Raw genomic sequence first — 22,249 nt, forward strand, 5'->3', positions numbered from 1 at the left:
AGAGGGTGGCGCGAAATGCTGTAGGTGTTGCCAGACCCAGAACGCATCCTCGTGGTGTTCATTGTTCGCGGGACGGTAATTTGAGAGTGATTTAACAGCGTGCATCGGGAAACGACTCATGACTCCTCATGAATGGCTGCAGGAACTCCTGCAGTTGATGGTCAGCAAGGGTAGCTCCGACCTTTTCATCTCTACCGGCACGCCGCCTCAGATGAAGGTCAATGGGCGCATGATCGCACTGGGCGACAAGAAGCTTGATGTTGATCAGGTGCGAGAGCTGGTGCTTGCTCCCATGAGCGATATGCAGCGCACACGATTTGAAGAAGAGCGCGAAGCCAATTTTGCGCACAGCCTGGCAGGGGTCGGGCGCTTCAGAATCAGTGCCTTCTTTCAGCGTAGCCAGATGGGCATGGTGATTCGTCGTATCCAGTTGACGATTCCGAGTCTGGAAGAATTGCGGCTGCCCGACATCATCAAGGGGCTTTCCGAGACCAAGCGCGGATTGGTGATCTTTGTCGGCGGTACTGGTGCCGGTAAGTCCACCTCACTGGCAGCGATGATTCAGCATCGAAATCAAACTTCCAGCGGGCACATCATTTGTATCGAAGATCCGATTGAGTACATCCACCCTCATCAGCGCTCCATTGTGACGCAGCGCGAAGTGGGCATTGATACTGAGTCCTTTGAGGTGGCGCTGCGCAATACTCTTCGCCAGGCGCCCGACGTGATCATGATTGGTGAGATTCGTTCACGCGAGACCATGGAGCACGCATTGACCTTCGCCGAGACAGGTCACCTGTGTCTGGCGACGTTGCATGCCAATAATGCGAATCAGGCATTGGACCGCATTATTCACTTCTTCCCCGAGGAGCGTCATGAGCAAGTCTGGATGGATCTGTCGCTGAATCTAAAGGGGATTGTGGCGCAGCAGTTGCTGCCGCATAAAAGCGGTGACGGTGCGCAACGCGTGCCTGCGATTGAAGTGATGCTGCGTTCACCTTTGATCGTGGACTTGATTCGCAAGGGTGCCGTCGTCGAGATCAAGGACGTCATGAAGCGCTCTCAACAGCTGGGCATGATGACCTTCGATAAATCGCTATATGCGTTGCATCAGCAGGGCTTGATTACTGAAGAGGTTGCATTGGCACATGCAGATTCTGCCAACGACTTGCGACTGATGATCAAGTTTGGCGATTCCGACAGTGCACAGGAGGCTCAGTTGGATGTCTTGAATGCGGCGAGTCGTTTCTCGCTTCAAGACGACGATGATTGATGGGTCAATAGGTTGATCAGCAGCGACACGTTGCCCGATGCAAGACTGCCGCTCCCGAGGCAAAGGGAGCGGCAGTCTTGCATCAGGTCGGTATGTCCTGGCGCTGTATTGAAGTGCAAGGTGCGATGAGTCGACTAACGTGCGTAGATGCCGCCCAGTACTCGCAGGCCGCGCGCACCTGTCACGCTGGGTAGATTGCCTGAACGACCTAACACGCGACGCGCTGCCAACCACGCAAAAGCGCCAGCTTCCAGCAGATCGGCATTCCAGCCCAGCTCTGCACAGCAAGTGATACGCGTTGATTGCGGGCCGTGTGCCAAGCGCTGCTCAAGCGCTGCGATCAATGCCAGGTTGCGTGCGCCGCCTCCACAAGGTGTAAGGGCAGGTAAAGGTATGCCTGTTTTCTCCAGACTGCGCGCGACGCTCTCCACTGTCAGTGCCAATAGTGTGGCCTGCACATCGGCGGGAGCTTCATTGCCTGAAAGGTATTGCTCCAGCCAGCCAAGATGAAAGTCTTCGCGGCCGGTGCTCTTGGGGAGTGGCTTGGCAAAATACTCCGCTGCCAGCAGGTGCTCAAGCACCCCGGGGATAACGTGTCCGCTGGCGGCCCATTGGCCATCGCGGTCAATGGGTGTGCCATGATGTCGAGCATGCCAGGCATCCAGCAGGCAATTGGCAGGTCCGGTGTCAAAGCCAATCACTGGCGCTCCTGAGTGCTGAGGTGGCAGCAAGGTCAAATTGGCGATGCCGCCGAGGTTCAGTAATCCATGCCACTGATCAGGCTGGCTGAAAAGTGCCGCATGGAAGGCGGGTGCCAGTGGGGCGGCCTGTCCGCCGGCGGCGAGATCACGTCGACGGAAATCACCGACGACAGCAATGCCGCACAGCTCGGCCAGCAAGCTCGGATTATCCAATTGGTAGGTATAGGGCGTAGCCTTTTGCTGTGAGTGAAAGCCGTGCGGACGATGCTCGATCGTCTGGCCATGACTACCTACCGCACAGATAGCCGCTGGCGTCAGTTGCTGTCGAGTCAGAAGCTGTCGTATTGCGCTAGCGGCGAGTTCTGCAAGTTCCTGCTCCGCCAAGGCAAGATCAGAAAAGCGTGCTTGATCGTCATGCATCAATCGCCACAAGCATTCACGCAGTGTCGCAGGGAGTGGCAGATCAAGGCCGTCGATGAAGTGGATCTGCTCTCTATCCATTGTGTGCGGCTCTATCTCGAGCAGAGCAATGTCCAGTCCGTCGAGGCTGGTGCCGGTCATCAGGCCAAGGTAAAGCGCCATTGAGAGATCTCCCGATCTATAGGGGCGTGAAGCTTGCGAGCATGAAACATGGGGGCAGGGGGTGCATGAGATACCCGTCATGCTAACATTCTCAGCCAACATGCCCCGCTACAGGGGGAGCAGCAACGGTCAGAGAGGGCAGGATGAGCGATAAGTCAGTAGTCGAAGCGCTGGATATCATCAAGCGCGGCACCGATGAGGTGCTGGTCGAGGAAGAGTTGGTCAGGAAACTCGAGTCTGGGCGCAAGCTTCGGGTCAAGGCGGGCTTTGATCCGACGGCGCCAGATCTCCATCTCGGCCATACGGTGCTGATCAACAAGCTGCGTCAGCTGCAAGACCTCGGGCATGAGGTCATCTTCCTCATTGGTGACTTCACCGGTCGTATCGGTGACCCGACAGGCAAGAGTGTGACGCGTAAGCCGCTGACCGAGGCAGACGTCAAGGCCAATGCACTGACCTATCAAGAGCAGGTCTTCAAGATTCTCGATCGCGAGAAGACGCGCATCGCCTTCAACTCCGAATGGATCAGCAAGCTCTCTGCCAGTGACATGATCGAGCTAGCGGCATCCAGTACCGTTGCGCGAATGCTCGAGCGTGATGACTTCGACAAGCGCTATACCGGCAATCAGCCGATCTCGATCCATGAGTTTCTCTACCCCCTGATTCAGGGCTATGACTCTGTGGCACTGGAAGCGGATATCGAGCTGGGGGGGACTGACCAGAAGTTCAATCTGCTGATGGGGCGTGAGCTGCAACGCCAACGCGGGCAGGAACCGCAGGTCGTGATCACCATGCCGATCCTCGAAGGCCTGGATGGCGTGCAGAAGATGTCCAAGTCATTGGGCAACTATATTGGCATCAATGACCGCCCGGGCGAGATGTTCAGCAAGATTGTCTCCATGCCTGATGCGCTAATCTGGCGTTACTTCGAGTTGCTGTCCTTGCGTCCATTGGATGAAGTGAAAGCATTGATGGCAAGCATCGATGCAGGTGCCAATCCGCGCGATGTGAAGATGGAGCTGGCACGTGAGTTGGTCGCGCGCTTCCATGATGAGGAAGCGGCGGCTACAGCTCATCTCTCCAGTGGCAATCAGTTGGCGGAAGGTGAGCTGCCTGCCGACCTGCCTGAAGTGTCGATTAGCCTGGAAGGTGCAGAGGTTGCGCCCATCGCTGCGGTGCTTAACCGCGCGGGCTTGGCGAATAACAGTGCTCAAGCCAAAGACATGCTCAAGAATGGACGTGTGAAGGTAGATGGTGAAGTCATCGATCCGTCTTATATGGCCCCGTTTGATACAGCCATCGTTATTCAGGCCGGTAAGAAGCGTTATGCACGAGTGACCGTATCGCGCTAAACGTAGCACCTTTATAGTCTGGCTATTCGGCCCCGCCATTTATTGGCGGGGCCGAATGCGTTACTAGGGACTCGAATTCAGCGCTCAAAGACAGGTGCCGGACTCACGATGGCGCAGAATCATCGCGATCTGACGCTCATGTGACATTCCCGCCAAAAAGGCCTTGCGCTGAACCAGTTCGGTGCGTAAAGTACGCATCCGCTGCCGGTGACGCAGGGCGTTACCAGCGGTGAAAGAGGTGTGCAGGTGATTGTTTCGATTGATGTTTTTCAAATCTCTCCGAAACACTCCACTTGACAATCCCGGCAGATTCGCTAGAATACGCCGCACACCTTACGGAACACGTGAACGGGCATCGCCCCTCACTACTTGATGATGCTTAGAGGCAGTCGACTGACTCATCACCAAGTGCTTGACTTCCCAAGCGTTCCTGGTAGAATATGCCTCCTCGCTTAACAGCGACGCTCTTTAAAAATTTGATCAGGTAATTCGTGTGAGCGCTTGCCGATGAGTGGTGACAAGGTCACCAAATATCGGAGCAAGCCTCTCACGAGAAGTTTGACTCTGAACCAAGTTTGGTCTGCTTAACAGACTATCAAGCTTATCAACTGAAGAGTTTGATCATGGCTCAGATTGAACGCTGGCGGCAGGCTTAACACATGCAAGTCGAGCGGAAACGATTCTAGCTTGCTAGAAGGCGTCGAGCGGCGGACGGGTGAGTAATGCATGGGAATCTGCCCGATAGTGGGGGACAACCTGGGGAAACTCAGGCTAATACCGCATACGTCCTACGGGAGAAAGCAGGGGATCTTCGGACCTTGCGCTATCGGATGAGCCCATGTCGGATTAGCTAGTTGGTGAGGTAATGGCTCACCAAGGCGACGATCCGTAGCTGGTCTGAGAGGATGATCAGCCACACTGGGACTGAGACACGGCCCAGACTCCTACGGGAGGCAGCAGTGGGGAATATTGGACAATGGGCGAAAGCCTGATCCAGCCATGCCGCGTGTGTGAAGAAGGCCTTCGGGTTGTAAAGCACTTTCAGCGAGGAAGAAAGCCTTTGGACTAATACTCTAGAGGAAGGACATCACTCGCAGAAGAAGCACCGGCTAACTCCGTGCCAGCAGCCGCGGTAATACGGAGGGTGCAAGCGTTAATCGGAATTACTGGGCGTAAAGCGCGCGTAGGTGGCTAAGTCAGCCAGGTGTGAAAGCCCCGGGCTCAACCTGGGAACGGCATCTGGAACTGCTTGGCTAGAGTACAGTAGAGGAAGGTAGAATTCCCGGTGTAGCGGTGAAATGCGTAGAGATCGGGAGGAATACCAGTGGCGAAGGCGGCCTTCTGGACTGATACTGACACTGAGGTGCGAAAGCGTGGGTAGCAAACAGGATTAGATACCCTGGTAGTCCACGCCGTAAACGATGTCAACTAGCCGTTGGGTCCCTTGAGGACTTAGTGGCGCAGCTAACGCAATAAGTTGACCGCCTGGGGAGTACGGCCGCAAGGTTAAAACTCAAATGAATTGACGGGGGCCCGCACAAGCGGTGGAGCATGTGGTTTAATTCGATGCAACGCGAAGAACCTTACCTACCCTTGACATCCAGAGGACTTTCCAGAGATGGATTGGTGCCTTCGGGAACTCTGAGACAGGTGCTGCATGGCTGTCGTCAGCTCGTGTTGTGAAATGTTGGGTTAAGTCCCGTAACGAGCGCAACCCCTATCCTTATTTGCCAGCGAGTAATGTCGGGAACTCTAAGGAGACTGCCGGTGACAAACCGGAGGAAGGTGGGGACGACGTCAAGTCATCATGGCCCTTACGGGTAGGGCTACACACGTGCTACAATGGCAAGTACAAAGGGTTGCAATACGGCGACGTGGAGCCAATCCCATAAAGCTTGCCTCAGTCCGGATTGGAGTCTGCAACTCGACTCCATGAAGTCGGAATCGCTAGTAATCGTGGATCAGAATGCCACGGTGAATACGTTCCCGGGCCTTGTACACACCGCCCGTCACACCATGGGAGTGGACTGCACCAGAAGTGGTTAGCCTAACCTTCGGGAGGGCGATCACCACGGTGTGGTTCATGACTGGGGTGAAGTCGTAACAAGGTAGCCGTAGGGGAACCTGCGGCTGGATCACCTCCTTATCGACACTGTTTATCGCTCGCGGCAAGTGCTCACAACGAATTACCTGATCAAGTTAGTTTATCGAGTAGTAGTGTCGGGTCTGTAGCTCAGTTGGTTAGAGCGCACCCCTGATAAGGGTGAGGTCGGCAGTTCAAATCTGCCCAGACCCACCAAAAGCTTCGTGCTTTTGTCGACACGGTTTTGCCGACTTTGAGGGGCCATAGCTCAGCTGGGAGAGCGCCTGCCTTGCACGCAGGAGGTCAGCGGTTCGATCCCGCTTGGCTCCACCACAAAGACGACAGTTCACGCTTCTACTACCTGATAACGCTGACAGTTCACAGTGACAAGCATATCGCCTTCCTCGTGAAGGTTGTGTGACTTCTCACTGTTCACTGAACAGCCGCTCTTTAACAATGTGAATCATGCTGACGATGGATATGTGCGCCAAGCATATGTCCGTCAAACGATATGTCGGAGTTGTTCGACAATTCGTAATCCTTGACAGACCCCTTGGGGTTATATGGTCAAGCGATTAAGCGCATACGGTGGATGCCTTGGCAGCCAGAGGCGATGAAGGACGTGATAGCCTGCGATAAGCGTTGGCGAGGTGGCAAATACCCTGCGACCCAACGATTTCCGAATGGGGAAACCCACTCACCATCAGGTGAGTATCTATAGGCCAATACATAACCTATAGAGGCAAACCCGGGGAACTGAAACATCTAAGTACCCGGAGGAAAAGAAATCAACCGAGATTCCCCAAGTAGCGGCGAGCGAACGGGGACCAGCCCTTAAGCGATACAACTGACAGACGAACAGGCTGGGAAGCCTGACGATACAGGGTGATAGTCCCGTAGTCGAAGTCTGAGTATCGTGAAATCGAGTAGGTCGGGGCACGAGAAACCTTGACTGAACATGGGGGGACCATCCTCCAAGGCTAAATACTCCTGGCTGACCGATAGTGAACCAGTACCGTGAGGGAAAGGCGAAAAGAACCCCGGCGAGGGGAGTGAAATAGATCCTGAAACCGTATGCGTACAAGCAGTGGGAGCAGACTTGTTCTGTGACCGCGTACCTTTTGTATAATGGGTCAGCGACTTATATTCTGTGGCGAGCTTAACCGATTAGGGGAGGCGTAGCGAAAGCGAGTCTTAACTGGGCGACCAGTCGCAGGGTATAGACCCGAAACCGGGCGATCTATCCATGGCCAGGGTGAAGATTGAGTAACATCAATTGGAGGCCCGAACCCAAGTATGTTGAAAAATGCTGGGATGAGCTGTGGATCGGAGTGAAAGGCTAATCAAGCCCGGAGATAGCTGGTTCTCCTCGAAAGCTATTTAGGTAGCGCCTCACATATCATCATCGGGGGTAGAGCACTGTTTCGGCTAGGGGGTCATCCCGACTTACCAACCCGACGCAAACTCCGAATACCGATGAATGCAGTGTGGGAGACACACAGCGGGTGCTAACGTCCGTTGTGAAAAGGGAAACAACCCAGACCGTCAGCTAAGGTCCCAAAATCCTGATTAAGTGGGAAACGATGTGGGAAGGCTCAGACAGCTAGGAGGTTGGCTTAGAAGCAGCCATCCTTTAAAGAAAGCGTAATAGCTCACTAGTCGAGTCGGCCTGCGCGGAAGATATAACGGGGCTAAATCAGGTACCGAAGCTACGGGTTCATCCTTATGGATGAGCGGTAGAGGAGCGTCGTGTAAGCCAATGAAGGTGGATTGAGAAGTCTGCTGGAGGTATCACGAGTGCGAATGCTGACATGAGTAACGATAAGGGGAGTGAAAAACTCCCCCGCCGGAAGACCAAGGTTTTCTGTTCTACGTTAATCGGAGCAGAGTGAGTCGGCCCCTAAGGCGAGGCGGAAACGCGTAGTCGATGGGAAACGGGTTAATATTCCCGTACCGGATATGGTTGCGATGGGGGGACGAAGAAGGCTAGGTGAGCCAGGCGTTGGTTGTCCTGGTGAAAGCATGTAGGCCGAGGAATCAGGCAAATCCGGTTCCTCTGAGGTCGAGATGCGAGACGAACTGACTACGGTCAGGAAGTTGCCGATGCCACGCTTCCAGGAAAAGCCTCTAAGCTTCAGATCATATGCGACCGTACCCCAAACCGACACAGGTGGTCAGGTAGAGAATACCAAGGCGCTTGAGAGAACTCGGGTGAAGGAACTAGGCAAAATGGCACCGTAACTTCGGGAGAAGGTGCACCGGTTTGAGTGAAGGACTTGCTCCGTAAGCTCTTACCGGTCGAAGATACCAGGTGGCTGCAACTGTTTATTAAAAACACAGCACTCTGCAAACGCGCAAGCGGACGTATAGGGTGTGACGCCTGCCCGGTGCCGGAAGGTTAATTGATGGGGTTAGGATTCGTCCGAAGCTCTTGATCGAAGCCCCGGTAAACGGCGGCCGTAACTATAACGGTCCTAAGGTAGCGAAATTCCTTGTCGGGTAAGTTCCGACCTGCACGAATGGCGTAATGATGGCCACGCTGTCTCCACCCGAGACTCAGTGAAATTGAAATCGCAGTGAAGATGCTGTGTACCCGCGGCTAGACGGAAAGACCCCGTGAACCTTTACTATAGCTTTACACTGGATGCTGATGTTGTCTGTGTAGGATAGCTGGGAGGCTTGGAAACCTGGGCGCTAGCTCAGGTGGAGCCAACCTTGAAATAACCAGCCTGACATCATTGGCGTTCTAACTCAGGTCCATTATCTGGATCGAGGACAGTGTATGGTGGGTAGTTTGACTGGGGCGGTCTCCTCCTAAAGAGTAACGGAGGAGCACGAAGGTACCCTCAGCACGGTTGGAAATCGTGCATTGAGTGCAAGAGCATAAGGGTGCTTGACTGCGAGACAGACACGTCGAGCAGGTACGAAAGTAGGTTCTAGTGATCCGGTGGTTCTGTATGGAAGGGCCATCGCTCAACGGATAAAAGGTACTCCGGGGATAACAGGCTGATACCGCCCAAGAGTTCACATCGACGGCGGTGTTTGGCACCTCGATGTCGGCTCATCACATCCTGGGGCTGAAGTCGGTCCCAAGGGTATGGCTGTTCGCCATTTAAAGTGGTACGCGAGCTGGGTTTAGAACGTCGTGAGACAGTTCGGTCCCTATCTGCCGTGGGCGTCGGAAGTTTGAGAAGAGCTGCTCCTAGTACGAGAGGACCGGAGTGGACGAACCTCTGGTGTTCGGGTTGTCACGCCAGTGGCATTGCCCGGTAGCTACGTTCGGACGGGATAACCGCTGAAAGCATCTAAGCGGGAAGCCCCCTTCAAGATGAGACTTCCCTGAGGCCTTGCGCCTCCTGAAGGGCCCTTGAAGACTACAAGGTTGATAGGCTGGGTGTGGAAGCACAGCAATGTGTTGAGCTAACCAGTACTAATTGCCCGTGAGGCTTGACCATATAACACCCAAGGGGTTTGCTTCGGCAAACCGCCGGGATTACGACACACGACAGTGTGCGTCAGACAGCTCCGACATAGCGTTCAGCATGATTCATATTGCGAGTCACGAGGCCCGAAAGCCTTGAGACTCAGGTACCGCAAGGTGCCACCGTTTCGCCTGACGACCATAGCGAGCGTGAACCACCCGATCCCATGCCGAACTCGGAAGTGAAACCGCTTAGCGCCGATGGTAGTGTGGAGTTTCTCCATGTGAGAGTAGGTCATCGTCAGGCACTTATACTGAACCGCCCCTGTAGCCTTGCTACAGGGGCGGTTCTCTTTGTGCGCAGAAAAACATACAGAAAATATCTGAAGCAAGATCTCTCAAGCGCCCCTGTCGCCACCGCGACAGGGGCGTTCTGGTTTTATGCGGCACTGTTTCTTCAAGTGATTTTCTCACTGACTTCATAGAGCTCGATCGGCGTACCATCCGGATCTGCCAGGAAGGTGAAGCGTGCTCCAGTATATTCATCAACACGGATAGGCTCAGGAGAAGCACCACGGCTTATCAGCAGTGACACACAGGTATCGATATCCGCTGTTGCCAATGCCAGGTGACGGAGACCACAAGCCTCTGGATAGCTAGGGCGATCGGGAGGCGAGGGGAAGGAGAACACTTCCAGCTGAATGCCACCCGGCAGACGTAGATCAAGCTTGTAGCTATCACGTGCTTCACGGTATGCCTCATGGATGACCTCGGCATCCATGACGTCAAGATAGAAGCGCTTGGCTTGCGCATAGTTGGCCGTGATCAGCGCCACATGATGAACGTGCATCAATGGCATGCGGGATGTATTCGTCATGAGAAGATTCCTGCAGAGGGCTAAACGACAGAAGGCGCCGTATGGGCGCCTTCTGTCGTGGGAGTCTTGTTGTCGGCGATGGGTGTCGATCAATGACAGAGGATCAATGAAGCAGGCTCAACGACAAAGATCTTCAAGAGCTTCGATCAGGCTGTCCATTTCTGCGTCGGTACCGATACTGATGCGGAGATAGCCACATAGTGCATCGGTATTGAAGTGGCGAACGAGAATGCCGCGCTCACGCAGACCGATGAACAGTTCACCAGCATCATGAGTAGGATGTGTCGCTAGCACAAAGTTGGTTTGTGACGACAATACTTGAAAGCCTAGTGCAGCCATACGATCTCGGGTCTGCTCGCGAGTCGTGATGACACGGGTACGGCATTCGTCAAAATAGCCGGGGTCGCTGAGCGCTGCGATACCGACCTGCTCAGCCAGTCGGTCAATCGGGTAGGAGTTGAAGGAATCCTTGATGCGCTCCAATCCTTCGATGAGTTCGCGTGATGCCACCGCGTAGCCGAGGCGAATGCCCGCCAGGCTACGTGATTTGGAGAAGGTGCCTGTCACGACGAGATTCGGATACTGGTGAATCAGCGGTACGGCACTTTCGCCCCCGAAGTCCACGTAGGCTTCATCAACCAGTACGACGCTGTGTGGATTGCGTTCAAGCAATGCGGCGATCGCAGCACGGCCGTGCCCATGACCGGTTGGTGCATTCGGGTTGGCAAAGATGATGCCACCGTTGTCATTACCGAAGGCTTCCAGGTCGACTTCCCAGTCGTCGGTCAGCGCGATACTACGTGACTGGATACCATACATGCGGCAGTAGACAGGGTAGAAGCTGTAGCTGATGCTCGGCAGCAACAGAGGCTTGTCCTGACGGAAAAATGCCTGGAAGGCCAATGCGAGCACTTCATCGGAACCATTGCCGACAAAGACCTCATCGGCACTCACATGGAAGGTGTCTGCCAAAGCGGCGCGCAGCGAGCTGGAGCTCGGGTCTGGATAACGACGCAGATCGGAGGTATTGAACTCACGAAGCGTCTGCTCCACGGCGGGCGCCGGCGGATACGGGTTCTCGTTGGTGTTCAGCTTGATCAGCTGCTCACGCGGTTGCTCGCCGGGGATATAGGGGGTCAGGTCGTGGACCTGTGGGCTCCAGTACTTGCTCATGATTTCTCGCCGCTAGTGACAGTGCATGACCATTGTCATGGAATCATTTCATGGTGCCCGCTGAGTCGCCGCGGTACAAGCGTTGGCAGCACCGTCGTGTACGGCTTTTGGCATTGTTGCCATGGCAGCATTATTTACATGCAGCGATGAACACTTGAACCGTGCATCACCCCCCCGCATATCAGGTGCAAATCAACACTGCCTGTCATGTGGCCGGTAGTGGTTTGACAGCATTTCAAGGAGTACCTGATGACAGATAATACGACGACAGCCAATACGGCAGAAAGCCTGTTCAGCCCTGTAACGCTTGGTGATCTGACATTGCCGAATCGTATCTTGATGGCACCGCTGACTCGCGCTCGTACACCGGATAGCGTGCCGGGCAAGTTGCAGGAAATCTATTACGGTCAGCGAGCCGGCGCAGGCTTGATCATCAGTGAGGCGACCAACATCTCGCCGACGGCCAAGGGCTATGTGTATACCCCAGGCATCTGGACTGATGAGCAGGAAGCCGGTTGGAAGGGTGTCGTCGAAGCCGTGCATGCCAAGGGTGGACGCATGGCGCTACAGCTGTGGCATGTAGGACGCGTCTCCCATGAGATGGTGCAGCCGGATGGCCGGCAGCCTGTTGCGCCGAGTGCGCTCAAGGGTGACGGTGCCCAGTGCTTCGTCGAGTTCGATGACGGCACAAGTGGCCGCCATCCTACGAGTACCCCGCGCGCGCTGGAAACTGACGAGATCCCTGGCATTGTCGACGACTATCGCAAGGCTGCCGTGCGTGCCAAGCGTGCAGGCTTCGACATGGTCGAAGTCCATGCCGCCAACGCTTACCTACTTAATCAGTTCATGGCGACTGGCACTAACCAGCGCACAGATGAGTATGGCGGCTCTGTAGAGAATCGTGCCCGCCTGACCCTGGAAGTGGTCGATGCCGTTGCCGAGGTGTTCGGTCCAAAGCGTACCGGCATTCGCTTGACGCCCTTTATCGAGATCTTCGGGCTGACCGACGATGAGCCAGAAGAGATGGCCTTTTACATGTCTGACCAGCTCTCCAGGCGCGGCATTGCCTATGTGCACGTGAATGAGCCGGATTGGGCGGGTGGCGACGTCAAGTTCACCGACGACTTCCGCCGTGCGCTGCGCGCGCGAGTGAAGGGCGCGCTGATCTTCTGTGGCCACTATGACGGTCACAGTGCCGCTCGTATTATTCAGGAAGGCATCGCTGACGCAGTGGCCATGGGGCGCCCTTATATCGCCAACCCTGATCTGGTCGAACGCATGCGCCTTGATGTTCCACTCAACGAACAGGACCCGGATACCTTCTACGGCGGCAAGGCCAAGGGCTACACCGACTATCCATTTCTGGATAATGGACACGACCGCCACGCCTGAAGGCGGTATCGAATAGCGAATGGCGTTCGATAATTGCGTTCAGTGTCCTTCGGGGGTGGCCTCCAAGGGTCGATTCCCGCTATTCTTGAGCGCGGAAGCTTGTGATTCGCCTCTCTGTTTTTACAGCGAGGCTGCTCGCGGCCGGTATCAGCGACGTTGATACCGGGTTATCGCCTTAAGGAGGATTCAATGCAGATCAGGACTCTGATGGTGGGAGCCGCGCTGATGGCCGGTCTCGCCGGGTGTGCGTCAACAGCCCCCACCAATGATGGTGCCGCTGAGAGCACCGCCGCCGAGACAGCCAGCGAGCAGGTTGCCGTCTACAAGGGCACCCTGCCGTGTCGTCGTTGCACGGGCATTGATCTCGATGTACGTCTCAAGGGCGCTGAAGCAGCTCCACAAGATCAGCGCACCTTCAGTCTCGATGCTACCTATCGTGATCATCCGCAGCAGCCGGAACCGGAGCATTACGAAGGCCAGTGGGACGTGCTGTCTGGCACCGTGACCGATGCAAATGCGACGGTCTATGAGCTGACTCCGTCTGGCGAAGGTCAGACTTACTACTTCCTGCGTCTGGATGCTCAGACACTGGAGCTGGTTGACCCGCAGAAGCGTCGCTTCCAGAACGGTGAAACCTTGCAGCTCAAGCGTCAGTGACCCCGTCCTGAGCAGCTTGTCTGCAAGGCAAACACGAAAGGCGGCGTAAGCCGCCTTTCGTGTGTCTGGCGGTTCCGTTCACGTAGTGTCGGAACTGAGCAAGGCGTGTCAGCTCATGACTTCGATTCACTTCTTCCTGACAGGACTGTCTCATGGCGAAAGCAAAGAGCGCTTTTGTGTGCACCGAGTGCGGTGCCGAGTCTTCCAAATGGCAGGGCCAGTGTAGTGGCTGCCGTGAATGGAACACTCTTCAGGAGATCCGGATCGGCCCCTCGGTGTTACCCGGCGCTGCACCTTCGGCAGGCAGCAGTGGCGCAGCTGCTGCGCGTACTGCAACAGGCCGCGGCGGTTATGCGGGTACGTTGAGTGACAATGTGACGGATCTCTCCAACGTGTCGCTCTCTGAGGTACCCCGCTTCTCCTCTACTTTTGGCGAGTTCGATCGCGTACTGGGTGGTGGTTTGGTGCCGGGTTCCGCAGTGCTGTTGGGTGGGCATCCCGGGGCCGGCAAATCGACACTGCTGTTGCAAACCGCCTGCAAGCTAGCGCAGCACAAGCGTTCGCTCTACGTCACCGGTGAAGAGTCGCTGTCTCAGGTCGCGATGCGTGCTCATCGTCTGCAGTTGCCGATGCAGGGATTGAAGATGCTGGCAGAGACAAGCGTCGAGATTATTCTGGCGACCGCTGAACGTGAGAAACCTGAAGTGCTGATCATCGACTCTATTCAGACCATGCACATGGAGGATCTTTCTTCAGCACCGGGTGGTGTCTCACAGGTGCGCGAGTCCGCAGCGGCACTGACTCGTTTCGCCAAGCGTACCAATACCGTGTTGCTGCTGGTGGGGCATGTCACCAAGGATGGCTCACTGGCCGGCCCCAAGGTGCTGGAGCACATGATTGATGCGTCGCTATTGCTGGAAGGTGACGGTGATTCGCGCTTTCGTACCTTGCGCGGTCAGAAAAATCGCTTCGGTGCCGTCAACGAGCTCGGCGTTTTCGCCATGGTTGAGCATGGCCTGAAAGAAGTGAAGAACCCCAGTGCCATCTTCCTGTCACGCAATGAAGAGCAAGCCTCCGGCAGTCTGGTGATGGTGGTCTGGGAAGGCACACGGCCGATCCTGATCGAAGTGCAGGCGCTGCTGGATGACTCTGCACTAGGCAATCCACGCCGTGTGGCAGTTGGCCTGGATGGCAATCGCCTCTCGATGCTATTGGCCGTATTGAACAAGCATGGCGGACTCTTCACCGGTGACCAGGATGTCTTCCTCAACGTGGTGGGTGGGGTCAAGGTATTGGAAACGAGTGCCGATCTTGCGGTGCTGTGTGCGGTAGTATCCAGCCTGCAGAATCGTCCGTTGCCGCGTGAACTGGTTGTCTTTGGGGAAGTCGGACTATCGGGCGAAATTCGCCCGGTCCCGAGTGGACAGGAGCGCATCATAGAAGCCGCCAAGCACGGCTTTACTCGCGCTATCGTTCCGAAGGGCAATGCACCCAAGCAGGCGCCGAAGGGCATGACGGTGATTGCGGTAGATAAACTGTCCCAAGCGCTGGAGGCACTGTAATAGCGCCTGATCGCGGGCACTTGTCGTGAGTGGTTAACAGAATGCAAAAGGCCAGCCGTGAGGCTGGCCTTTTTACGTCACAACCTTTCACGTTGGGCTGCGTGTTGCATGCTGCGCACAGACAATTGAATGAACAGCTGAACGCGAAAACCACTAGCCCTGTTCGGCAGCCTTCTTCTGACTGGCATGTGCGCAGGCCTTGAGACGCGTCACCAGTGTCTCTACACCACGTTCGCGCATCAATGTTTCATTGCGGGCAGGCACTTCTTCGATATCGCCCGAGTAGGCATTGATGGCAGCCTCGACGGAGCTTTCGCGCAGTAGGTGCAGCATCGGGTAGGGCGAGCGGTTGGTGTAGTTCGCCGCGTCATCTTCCTCGGTATCCTCGAACACATAGTCGGGGTGGAAGCTGGCCAGCTGATAGATGCCCTCATAGCCCTGCATTTCCAGCAGCGCCTCGGCGTAATCCAGCAGTTCCAGATAGGTATCGAAGTCGCGGAAGCCATCCTTGAAGATCACCAGCGTCGTCTCAGCTTCGCGGTGAGCGTCGAGGTTCAGGAGTTCATCCCCAAGCGCCTGCAGACAGCGTTCAAGCCCTGCGCCAGGCACCACTGCGTACTGAATGCTGTTGCGTGCCATCTCACGCGCAGCAAACGGGCACAGGTTATCGGCGACGATATGGGTCTCTACCCACTGACGCGTGGCGTCGATGGCCGCTTCTTCGGTGGTTTCGAGAGGCGGTGTATAGCCGGTCGTCGTATCGGTAGGCATTGTGTCTGCGGACGTATGATCGGCGCTCATGGCGTCAGGCTCCGGGGCGGTGTCAGGGACTGCATTGTCACTGCTCACGCTCGGCATGACCAGCCCGAGGCGGTTTAGTTGATGAGGATGTGGTGGTGGGGGCTGCCAAAGGCCGCGTATATAGCGCTGACGAATCCTGCTCTATCCCTATTGCATCAGTACGTTCAGCGATAAACTTACCACCACTGGCATCATCCACATGCTACCTGTGCTCCTGCGGTGGCGTCATTCTTCCAAGTGACCTCTTTTCTGCGCCACCATGGAGATCTTCCTTGCCCGCTTCTTCTCCTACGCCGTCTAGCGATGCGCGTCACGCGATGGCCTATCGCGTGACGCGCATGCTGCCCTTTCTTGGTTGGCTAAAAGGCATGTCGCCAAAAGATGCGCGCGCGGATCTTTTGGCGGGTGTGAGTGGTGCCGTGCTGGTGCTGCCACAAGGCGTCGCCTATGCGCTGATCGCCGGTCTGCCGCCTGCCTATGGCTTGTACGCCGCTATTGTCGTGGCGATCATCGCTGGGTTGTTCGGGAGTTCGCGCCATATGGTCAGCGGCCCTGCAGCGGCAATCTCAATGGTGGTGTTCGGCACAGTCTCGACACTGGCGACGCCCGGTAGCCCTGAATACCTGCCGTTGGTACTGGCATTGACCTTCATGGTGGGCGTCATTCAGCTATCGCTGGGGCTGTTGCGCATGGGGGCACTGGTCAATCTTATCTCGCATACCGTGGTGATCGGCTTCACCGCCGGCGCGGGAGTGTTGATCGCGACCAGTCAGCTCAAACACCTGTTCGGCATTGAGCTAGGGAATGCCACCAGCTTTCTCGGCACCTGGTGGGCGCTACTCGGACATCTCGGCGAGACGTCGTGGGCCACGCTGACGACAGGGGTGAGCACACTATTGGTGGCGGTATTGGCAAGGCGCCTCAATCGTCGCCTGCCGTGGATGCTGATCGCGATGGCCGTTGGCTGTGGTGTTGCTGCGCTATTGGGTGGCAGTAGGTCGGGGATCCCGATGGTCGGTGCGCTATCCGGCAGCCTGCCGCCGCTTTCTCTGCCACCGCTAGGCTTTGACACCTTACGCTCGCTAGGGGGGGCGGCTTTCGCGCTGGCCGTGCTCGGGCTGATCGAGGCAGTGTCCATCGCGCGGGCCATTGGGGTGCGATCGCATCAGCGGATTGATGGCAATCAGGAGTTCATTGGTCAGGGGCTATCAAATCTGGTGGGTAGTTTCTTCTCATGCTTTGCGGGCTCCGGCTCTTTTACGCGTTCAGGCGCCAACTATGATGCTGGTGCGCGCACGCCGTTGTCGGTCATCGTGGCGGCACTGATCGTGCTGGCGGTGCTGCTGCTGGTACCCAATGTGACGGCCTGGCTGCCACTGCCGGCGATGGCGGGCCTGATCATGGTGATTGCCGCCAATCTGATCGAATTCAGCCACATCCGCAAGATTCTGGCCGTTAGTCGTGAAGAGGCAGTGATTCTGACCATCACCTTTCTTTCCACACTGCTATTACCACTGGAATTCGCCATCTTCGCGGGTGTGTTGGTATCACTGGTGCTCTATCTCAACCGTACCTCGCGCCCGCGTCTGGTGGAAATGGCTCCGGACTCTGAGCATCCTGAGCTAGGGGTGCGTAATGCTGAGCGTTACCAGCTTTCCCAGTGTCGCGAAGTGGTGATTCTGCGTATTGATGGCTCGTTGTTCTTCGGCGCGGTAGATCATGTGCAAAGCAAACTGGCGCGCTATAACGGCAAGCATGTGATTCTGCTCGGCACTGGCTGTAACTTCATTGATATTGCCGGTGCTGAAATGCTGGAGATTGAGCAGCATCGGCTACGTGATAACGGCGGTAGTCTCAGCATGTGTGGCTTCCGAAAATATGCGCTGGAAGTGATGGAACGTGGTGGCTTTCTTGAGCGAATCGGGCGCGAGCATTACTTCCATACTGCGGAAGCCGCGATTGCCGCGCTGCGCGAGTCGGTTGCTGATGCACATCGTGGACACGGTGATGCACCTGCTGAGTGTGCTGATTGCCAGCTGTTTGGCCCTGCTGGCGTGGGGCCGGGGCAGGGCATCCGCTTGACGCCACCGCTGGCGTGAGACGCTCGGTTTGGGCTGGCGTGAGCTGCAAGACTGGGGGCCGTCGCACGCATGCGGTAGAATGTCGCATATTGATGCACCTGCGTTTCATCTGCCGGTCATCGCCTCATTCCTGCCTGCAAGTCGAGAGATGCCCATGAACCTGCCCACCGTTGCGGCCAGCTGTGACCTGCTGCGCGCTGGCCGCCCGCTGATAGACGTGCGTGCTCCGGTCGAGTTCGCTGCCGGTGCCCTGCCGGGTGCCGTCAATCTGCCGCTGATGGATGACGAAGAGCGCCATCGGGTCGGGCTGCAATACAAGCAGGTTGGGCCAGAATCCGCAGTGCACCTGGGACATCAGCTGGTCAGTGGCGGTATCAAGAAAGCGCGTGTCCGCGCCTGGGTCGAGCATGTCGAGCAGCACCCTGATGCCATCCTCTACTGTTTTCGCGGCGGCATGCGTTCCCAGCTCAGCCAGCAATGGTTGATGGAGGCCGGTATCGAGCGACCGCGAATCGCTGGCGGCTGGAAGGCCATGCGTCAGCAACTGACCGGACTGATTGATGAGCGGGTTGAGCACGCGCCGATGCTGTTGGTCGGCGGGCTGACTGGCTGTGCCAAGACCGAGCTGATACATGCGCTGGATAACGGCATCGATCTGGAAGGCTGTGCGCGCCACAAGGGCTCTGCCTTTGGTCGCCATCCGTTCCCCGCGCCGAGTCAGATCGACTTCGAGCATCGTATGGGGGCCGACATGCTGGCGCTGGCGGACGATGCTCCCAGCGTGATGGAAGATGAGTCGCGCTTCATCGGTAGCGTCAATATTCCACTGACGGCATGGCGTGCGATGGAGCGAGCGCCGCTGATTCGTGTCGAGATGCCACTCGACTGGCGTCTGGTGCAGATTCAAAAGGATTACATCCAAGGACTGTGGGCAACCTATAGCCGCCACTACGGCGATTTCCTGGGCTGGGCACTGATGCAGCGTCAGTTACGTCAGGCACTGCTACGCCTGCGCAAGCGTCTGGGCAGTGCGCGACTGGCGCGGCTGGTCCGCATGCAGGACATCGCCTTCAGCGAGCACAAGCGCGGGAATGCCAGTGCCCACGAGGCCTGGTTGGCACCACTGCTCAGCGAATACTACGACCCCATGTATCGTTATCAGCTCGAGAAGCACGAGCGCACCTTCCTGCACGTCGGCGACTGGGATAATAGCCTCGCCTTCGCCCGTGAGTGGAGTGCCACCCACCGCTGGCAGCGTTGAGGACGTTGCTGTGCTTCCTTGGCAAGTCACGCGCCTCAGTGGCGTAGCCACTCCAGCATCAGGCGGTCGAGCAGGGCCGCCTGACGATCAAATCGCCGGGGTTGCGTGAGTAGCTCCTCGCCCGATTGCACCCCGTGACCTTGCGTAGGGGCGGGGTGTTCCTCAAGGCGACTAGAGGTGGCTGCAGCATCCAGGTTCGGGTGAAAGTTCAGCGCTATGACGCGCCTCTCATCCCAACAGAAGCCTGCGACTGGCGTACGTTCGCCGCTGGCGAGCAGCTCGCAGTCCTCCGGCAGTCCACAGATTTCCTCATGCCATACGAGCGCTTCGAACTCTGCTGGCAGGTTCAGCGGGCACTTGTCACTGCGTTCCAGCGACACCCAGCAGCGTTGCGGCACTACCGCCGGCGAGACGATAGCGCCTAGCTGTTCGGCAATCAGGCGAGCTCCCAGCCCGATGCCCAATACTGGCCGATTGCTGTTGAGCGCACGGCGAACCAGTTTACGTTGCAAGCGTAGCGCCTGACGTATGGCCTCGGGCTGAGCTTCCTCCGACAATGACAGTCGCTGTGGGCCATCCAGAATCACCAGCGCTTCGAAATCATCGATGCCGGGCAAGGCTTCGCCATCCATCGGGAAGCTACTGTTATGACTGTGGCCCATGCCGGTTAGCCAATCACTCAGGCGCACCGGGTCCTGCCAGCCATGCGGTGTCGTCTGGATGCCGGCGGACGAGGTGTCGGGGCGAGCAGGGATCTTGCCCTGATGTATGAAGTAGAGGTGCATGACAACATCATGCGCGAGCCGATCGGTAGCGTAAAGAGGCAACGTGGTACCCGTGATATGTCAGTGGCATGCTAGTCATTTGCTTGGCAATCAAGTGGTTGAAGCTTGCTGCCTTGTTTGGGCCTGAGGTATCCCGGGCAACATGGATCATGACTGCGGAGAGCGCGATGCGTGCTGAACTGTTGGAGCAGATCTACACCGTAGTTGCCCAGATTCCCGATGGGCGGATTACCACGTATGGACGAATTGCCAAGATGACCGAAGGCGCGACGGCTCGGATGGTCGGGTCAGCGATGCGTCATCTACCTGATGGGCATGAGCTTCCCTGGCATCGGGTGATCAACGCATCATTGAAGGTGACCGATCATGGAGGTGCAGTGCGCCAGCGTGAGAAGCTTCGCAGTGAGGGCATCCTGTTCGATGCGGTGGGTCGTGTGCCACGAGACCGTCTGTGGCCCTGAATCAGCCGTGCTGATCAATGTAGCGCACGTGGTTATCTGCGCAGTGAGATACCCTGTTGATATGTTCGGCCATCTGCGATGCAGATGCCGTTACCGATATTGATGAGATAAGAGAGAATTCATGACCCAGCCTGTTGCCGGTTTCCGCTCCCGACTCGATGCGCTTGCGCCTGTTCGTCGTACTGCCTTCATGGCAACGCTGACCGAGCGTCTGCTGCCGAATGCCGGTTTCTATGCTGAAGCCAATGGGACTGCGAGTGCGCTGGATGCCACTCGTGAGTTACGCAAGTTGCTGGACCTGGTGTGGGAGCAGCTCCGCGTACGGGAGGCGAAGATCGATTTCTCGCTGCAAGCGGAAAAGGTTGCCGTCTTTGAGCCTGATGAGGCTGACGAGAGCTTTGGTGCACGCCGTGCCTTGGAAGCCGTCATGGCGCTGACAGCCTGCATTGATGTGCTGGTCAGTGAAGAGTCCGAGGCTGCGCTCAAGGTCAGCCGTCTCTCTGCCGATGGTGTTCGCGCATTGATTGACCTTCAGGCGGGAGAAGGGGTGGAGCAGGAAGCACTGGAGGCGCTTATTCGTGAACACCCGTTGATGGAAGATGAGCATGATTTTCAGGATACCGTACTGGAAAGTGTCGAGGTTCCGCGTCTCGAGAGTAATGACTGGCGTGCGCTTAAACAGTTAGGGCGTAATGAAGATGTCAGCAATCTCGGACTATCCTTGCAGGAGTGACCGCGTGCGGGGTGAGCGATGGGCTCGTGCTGGCGGTTATTCTCGTGCTGGTGAACCTCATCAGCACGTTCGACTGGCATCTGCGGCGGGAGAGTCTGAATGGTCGACAGTTCGATACCCGGGGAACCGGTGCCCGGAAGCTCTGCAACTGAACACGCGGCGGACCGGGGCGACAGCGCCGAGAATGTCAGCGGCGAACGCCATGGGCAGGCGTCACCGGAAGACTTGCTGGCGGGGGTAATCACTGCACGACTCAAGAGGATGCAGGCGCGTCTGGAGCAGCCTGTCCTGAGCGCCGAAGACATTCATGCGCTGCGTGTTGACTGTAAGTATCTGCGTGGTGGATGGCAGCTACGGCGCGCTTCGCTGGGGAAAGCTGAGGTCAGTGAGCAGCAGATGCGACCGCGCGACATTGCCAGAGCATTGGCCGGCCCGCGCGAGGCGCAGATGCTGCGCAAGACCCATACGCGTGCTTATGGCTGGGTGGATGTGCACAGCCAGCGCCTGCTGGATGCGCTGAGACCGGGGCTGACGGCGGCGATGCTGGGCGAGCCAATGACGGAACTGGAGCATGCACCGCTGCTGCGGCTGCTATCACATGAGCAAGCCGCCTGGCGTGAGTCGCCGCTGACATATGCAGAGCTTGAGATGGGGCTGGTGTTCAGTCGTGAACGCATCGCCACACTTGCGACGCAGGTAGTGAAAACTCGCGAGGTCGAGGCCTCTCATCGGCTGCGCAAGTGGATTAAATACCGCATGTTTCAGTTGGAACTCGTGAGTGCTGCTTTCGGTGATGCCACGCTCGCAGAGCTTGAAGTGCCGACCCGTGGTCGCCGTCGTGAGCATGAGCTTCTCGACAAGGCGGCGTCGCGTCTGGGAAATCAGCATGACTTTGCTGAGCTGGCGCAGTGGGTCGGCGAGCGGGTGTTGTCGCGTGAAAGCGAAGTACATCTGGTCAAGGCTGTGATGGCGTTGGCAGAGCAACGACTGGTGCAGGCGCTCAAGCCGCTGGAGAAAGCCGGCTACGCCTGAGGTTCTGACTTGTTGATGATCG

At 56.9% G+C, this 22,249-nt stretch carries 15 protein-coding genes, 2 tRNA genes and 3 rRNA genes; 15 read left to right on the top strand and 5 right to left on the bottom strand.

Annotation, left to right across the window (positions count from 1 at the left end; translation table 11 throughout):
• The first annotated feature begins 118 nt into the window (after positions 1-118).
• On the top strand, positions 119-1,273 hold the full coding sequence (locus GQR90_RS00890) for a PilT/PilU family type 4a pilus ATPase (RefSeq protein WP_158772504.1): 1,155 nt from the start codon (positions 119-121) through the stop codon (positions 1,271-1,273).
• Between the two features lie 134 nt (positions 1,274-1,407).
• On the opposite strand, the gene GQR90_RS00895 is transcribed toward GQR90_RS00890, so the two are convergent.
• Positions 1,408-2,556: an anhydro-N-acetylmuramic acid kinase gene (locus tag GQR90_RS00895; RefSeq protein ID WP_158772505.1), complete on the bottom strand. Its 1,149-nt coding sequence runs from the start codon at positions 2,554-2,556 to the stop codon at positions 1,408-1,410.
• A gap of 143 nt (positions 2,557-2,699) precedes the next feature.
• On the opposite strand from GQR90_RS00895, the gene tyrS reads away from it, so the two are divergent.
• From tyrS to rrf, 6 genes are all read left to right on the top strand, one after another.
• Entirely contained in the window at positions 2,700-3,908 is a 1,209-nt protein-coding gene (tyrS, locus tag GQR90_RS00900) for a tyrosine--tRNA ligase (protein ID WP_158772506.1), read from the top strand.
• A gap of 605 nt (positions 3,909-4,513) precedes the next feature.
• Positions 4,514-6,054 (top strand): 16S ribosomal RNA (locus GQR90_RS00905).
• A gap of 76 nt (positions 6,055-6,130) precedes the next feature.
• Positions 6,131-6,207: transfer RNA gene (locus GQR90_RS00910), tRNA-Ile, on the top strand.
• Positions 6,208-6,248: 41 nt separating this feature from the next.
• Positions 6,249-6,324: transfer RNA gene (locus GQR90_RS00915), tRNA-Ala, on the top strand.
• Between the two features lie 232 nt (positions 6,325-6,556).
• Positions 6,557-9,446, top strand: a 23S ribosomal RNA gene (locus tag GQR90_RS00920).
• A 157-nt stretch (positions 9,447-9,603) separates the two neighbouring features.
• A 5S ribosomal RNA gene (gene rrf, locus GQR90_RS00925) occupies positions 9,604-9,719 on the top strand.
• Together the 16S, 23S and 5S rRNA genes with 2 tRNA genes alongside form the textbook arrangement of a ribosomal RNA operon.
• A 150-nt stretch (positions 9,720-9,869) precedes the next feature.
• Here the strand turns inward: rrf and gloA2 are convergent.
• Entirely contained in the window at positions 9,870-10,289 is a 420-nt protein-coding gene (gene gloA2 / locus GQR90_RS00930) for an SMU1112c/YaeR family gloxylase I-like metalloprotein (protein WP_233266370.1), read from the bottom strand.
• A 117-nt stretch (positions 10,290-10,406) separates the two neighbouring features.
• Positions 10,407-11,462: a histidinol-phosphate transaminase gene (gene hisC, locus GQR90_RS00935; protein WP_158772507.1), complete on the bottom strand. Its 1,056-nt coding sequence runs from the start codon at positions 11,460-11,462 to the stop codon at positions 10,407-10,409.
• A 249-nt stretch (positions 11,463-11,711) separates the two neighbouring features.
• Between hisC and GQR90_RS00940 the strand changes: the two genes are divergently transcribed.
• The 3 genes from GQR90_RS00940 to radA all read left to right on the top strand — a co-directional run bounded on the left by GQR90_RS00940 (position 11,712) and on the right by radA (position 15,073).
• Positions 11,712-12,854, top strand: a complete 1,143-nt coding sequence (locus tag GQR90_RS00940; RefSeq protein WP_158772508.1) for an alkene reductase — start codon at positions 11,712-11,714, stop codon at positions 12,852-12,854.
• Between the two features lie 189 nt (positions 12,855-13,043).
• On the top strand, positions 13,044-13,511 hold the full coding sequence (locus tag GQR90_RS00945) for a copper resistance protein NlpE N-terminal domain-containing protein (protein ID WP_158772509.1): 468 nt from the start codon (positions 13,044-13,046) through the stop codon (positions 13,509-13,511).
• Positions 13,512-13,663: 152 nt separating this feature from the next.
• Complete coding sequence (gene radA, locus GQR90_RS00950) at positions 13,664-15,073, top strand: DNA repair protein RadA (protein ID WP_158772510.1); 1,410 nt, start codon at positions 13,664-13,666, stop codon at positions 15,071-15,073.
• 153 nt (positions 15,074-15,226) lie between these two features.
• Here the strand turns inward: radA and GQR90_RS00955 are convergent, their stop codons facing one another.
• Positions 15,227-15,874, bottom strand: coding sequence for a DUF1415 domain-containing protein (locus GQR90_RS00955; protein ID WP_233266371.1), 648 nt, complete (start codon positions 15,872-15,874; stop codon positions 15,227-15,229).
• A gap of 272 nt (positions 15,875-16,146) precedes the next feature.
• On the opposite strand from GQR90_RS00955, the gene GQR90_RS00960 reads away from it, so the two are divergent.
• Positions 16,147-17,973: a SulP family inorganic anion transporter gene (locus GQR90_RS00960; protein ID WP_233266372.1), complete on the top strand. Its 1,827-nt coding sequence runs from the start codon at positions 16,147-16,149 to the stop codon at positions 17,971-17,973.
• A gap of 136 nt (positions 17,974-18,109) precedes the next feature.
• A complete protein-coding gene (gene mnmH, locus GQR90_RS00965) occupies positions 18,110-19,216 on the top strand; it encodes a tRNA 2-selenouridine(34) synthase MnmH (RefSeq protein ID WP_158772511.1) in 1,107 nt (368 codons plus the stop codon).
• A 35-nt stretch (positions 19,217-19,251) separates the two neighbouring features.
• Here the strand turns inward: mnmH and GQR90_RS00970 are convergent, their stop codons facing one another.
• The gene (locus GQR90_RS00970) at positions 19,252-20,001 is read right to left on the bottom strand and encodes a type 1 glutamine amidotransferase (protein WP_158772512.1); all 750 of its coding nucleotides are present in this window, start codon (positions 19,999-20,001) and stop codon (positions 19,252-19,254) included.
• Between the two features lie 167 nt (positions 20,002-20,168).
• Between GQR90_RS00970 and GQR90_RS00975 the strand changes: the two genes are divergently transcribed.
• From GQR90_RS00975 to GQR90_RS00985, 3 genes are all read left to right on the top strand, one after another.
• Positions 20,169-20,462 (top strand): MGMT family protein, encoded by a 294-nt coding sequence (locus GQR90_RS00975; RefSeq protein WP_158772513.1) that lies wholly within the window; start codon positions 20,169-20,171, stop codon positions 20,460-20,462.
• 121 nt (positions 20,463-20,583) lie between these two features.
• The gene (locus GQR90_RS00980; protein ID WP_158772514.1) at positions 20,584-21,195 is read left to right on the top strand and encodes a YjaG family protein; all 612 of its coding nucleotides are present in this window, start codon (positions 20,584-20,586) and stop codon (positions 21,193-21,195) included.
• A gap of 99 nt (positions 21,196-21,294) precedes the next feature.
• Complete coding sequence (locus tag GQR90_RS00985; protein ID WP_158772515.1) at positions 21,295-22,227, top strand: CHAD domain-containing protein; 933 nt, start codon at positions 21,295-21,297, stop codon at positions 22,225-22,227.
• Positions 22,228-22,249 lie beyond the last annotated feature (22 nt).

This window comes from Cobetia sp. L2A1 (assembly GCF_009796845.1).
In the GTDB taxonomy this organism is placed as follows: Bacteria; Pseudomonadota; Gammaproteobacteria; order Pseudomonadales; family Halomonadaceae; genus Cobetia.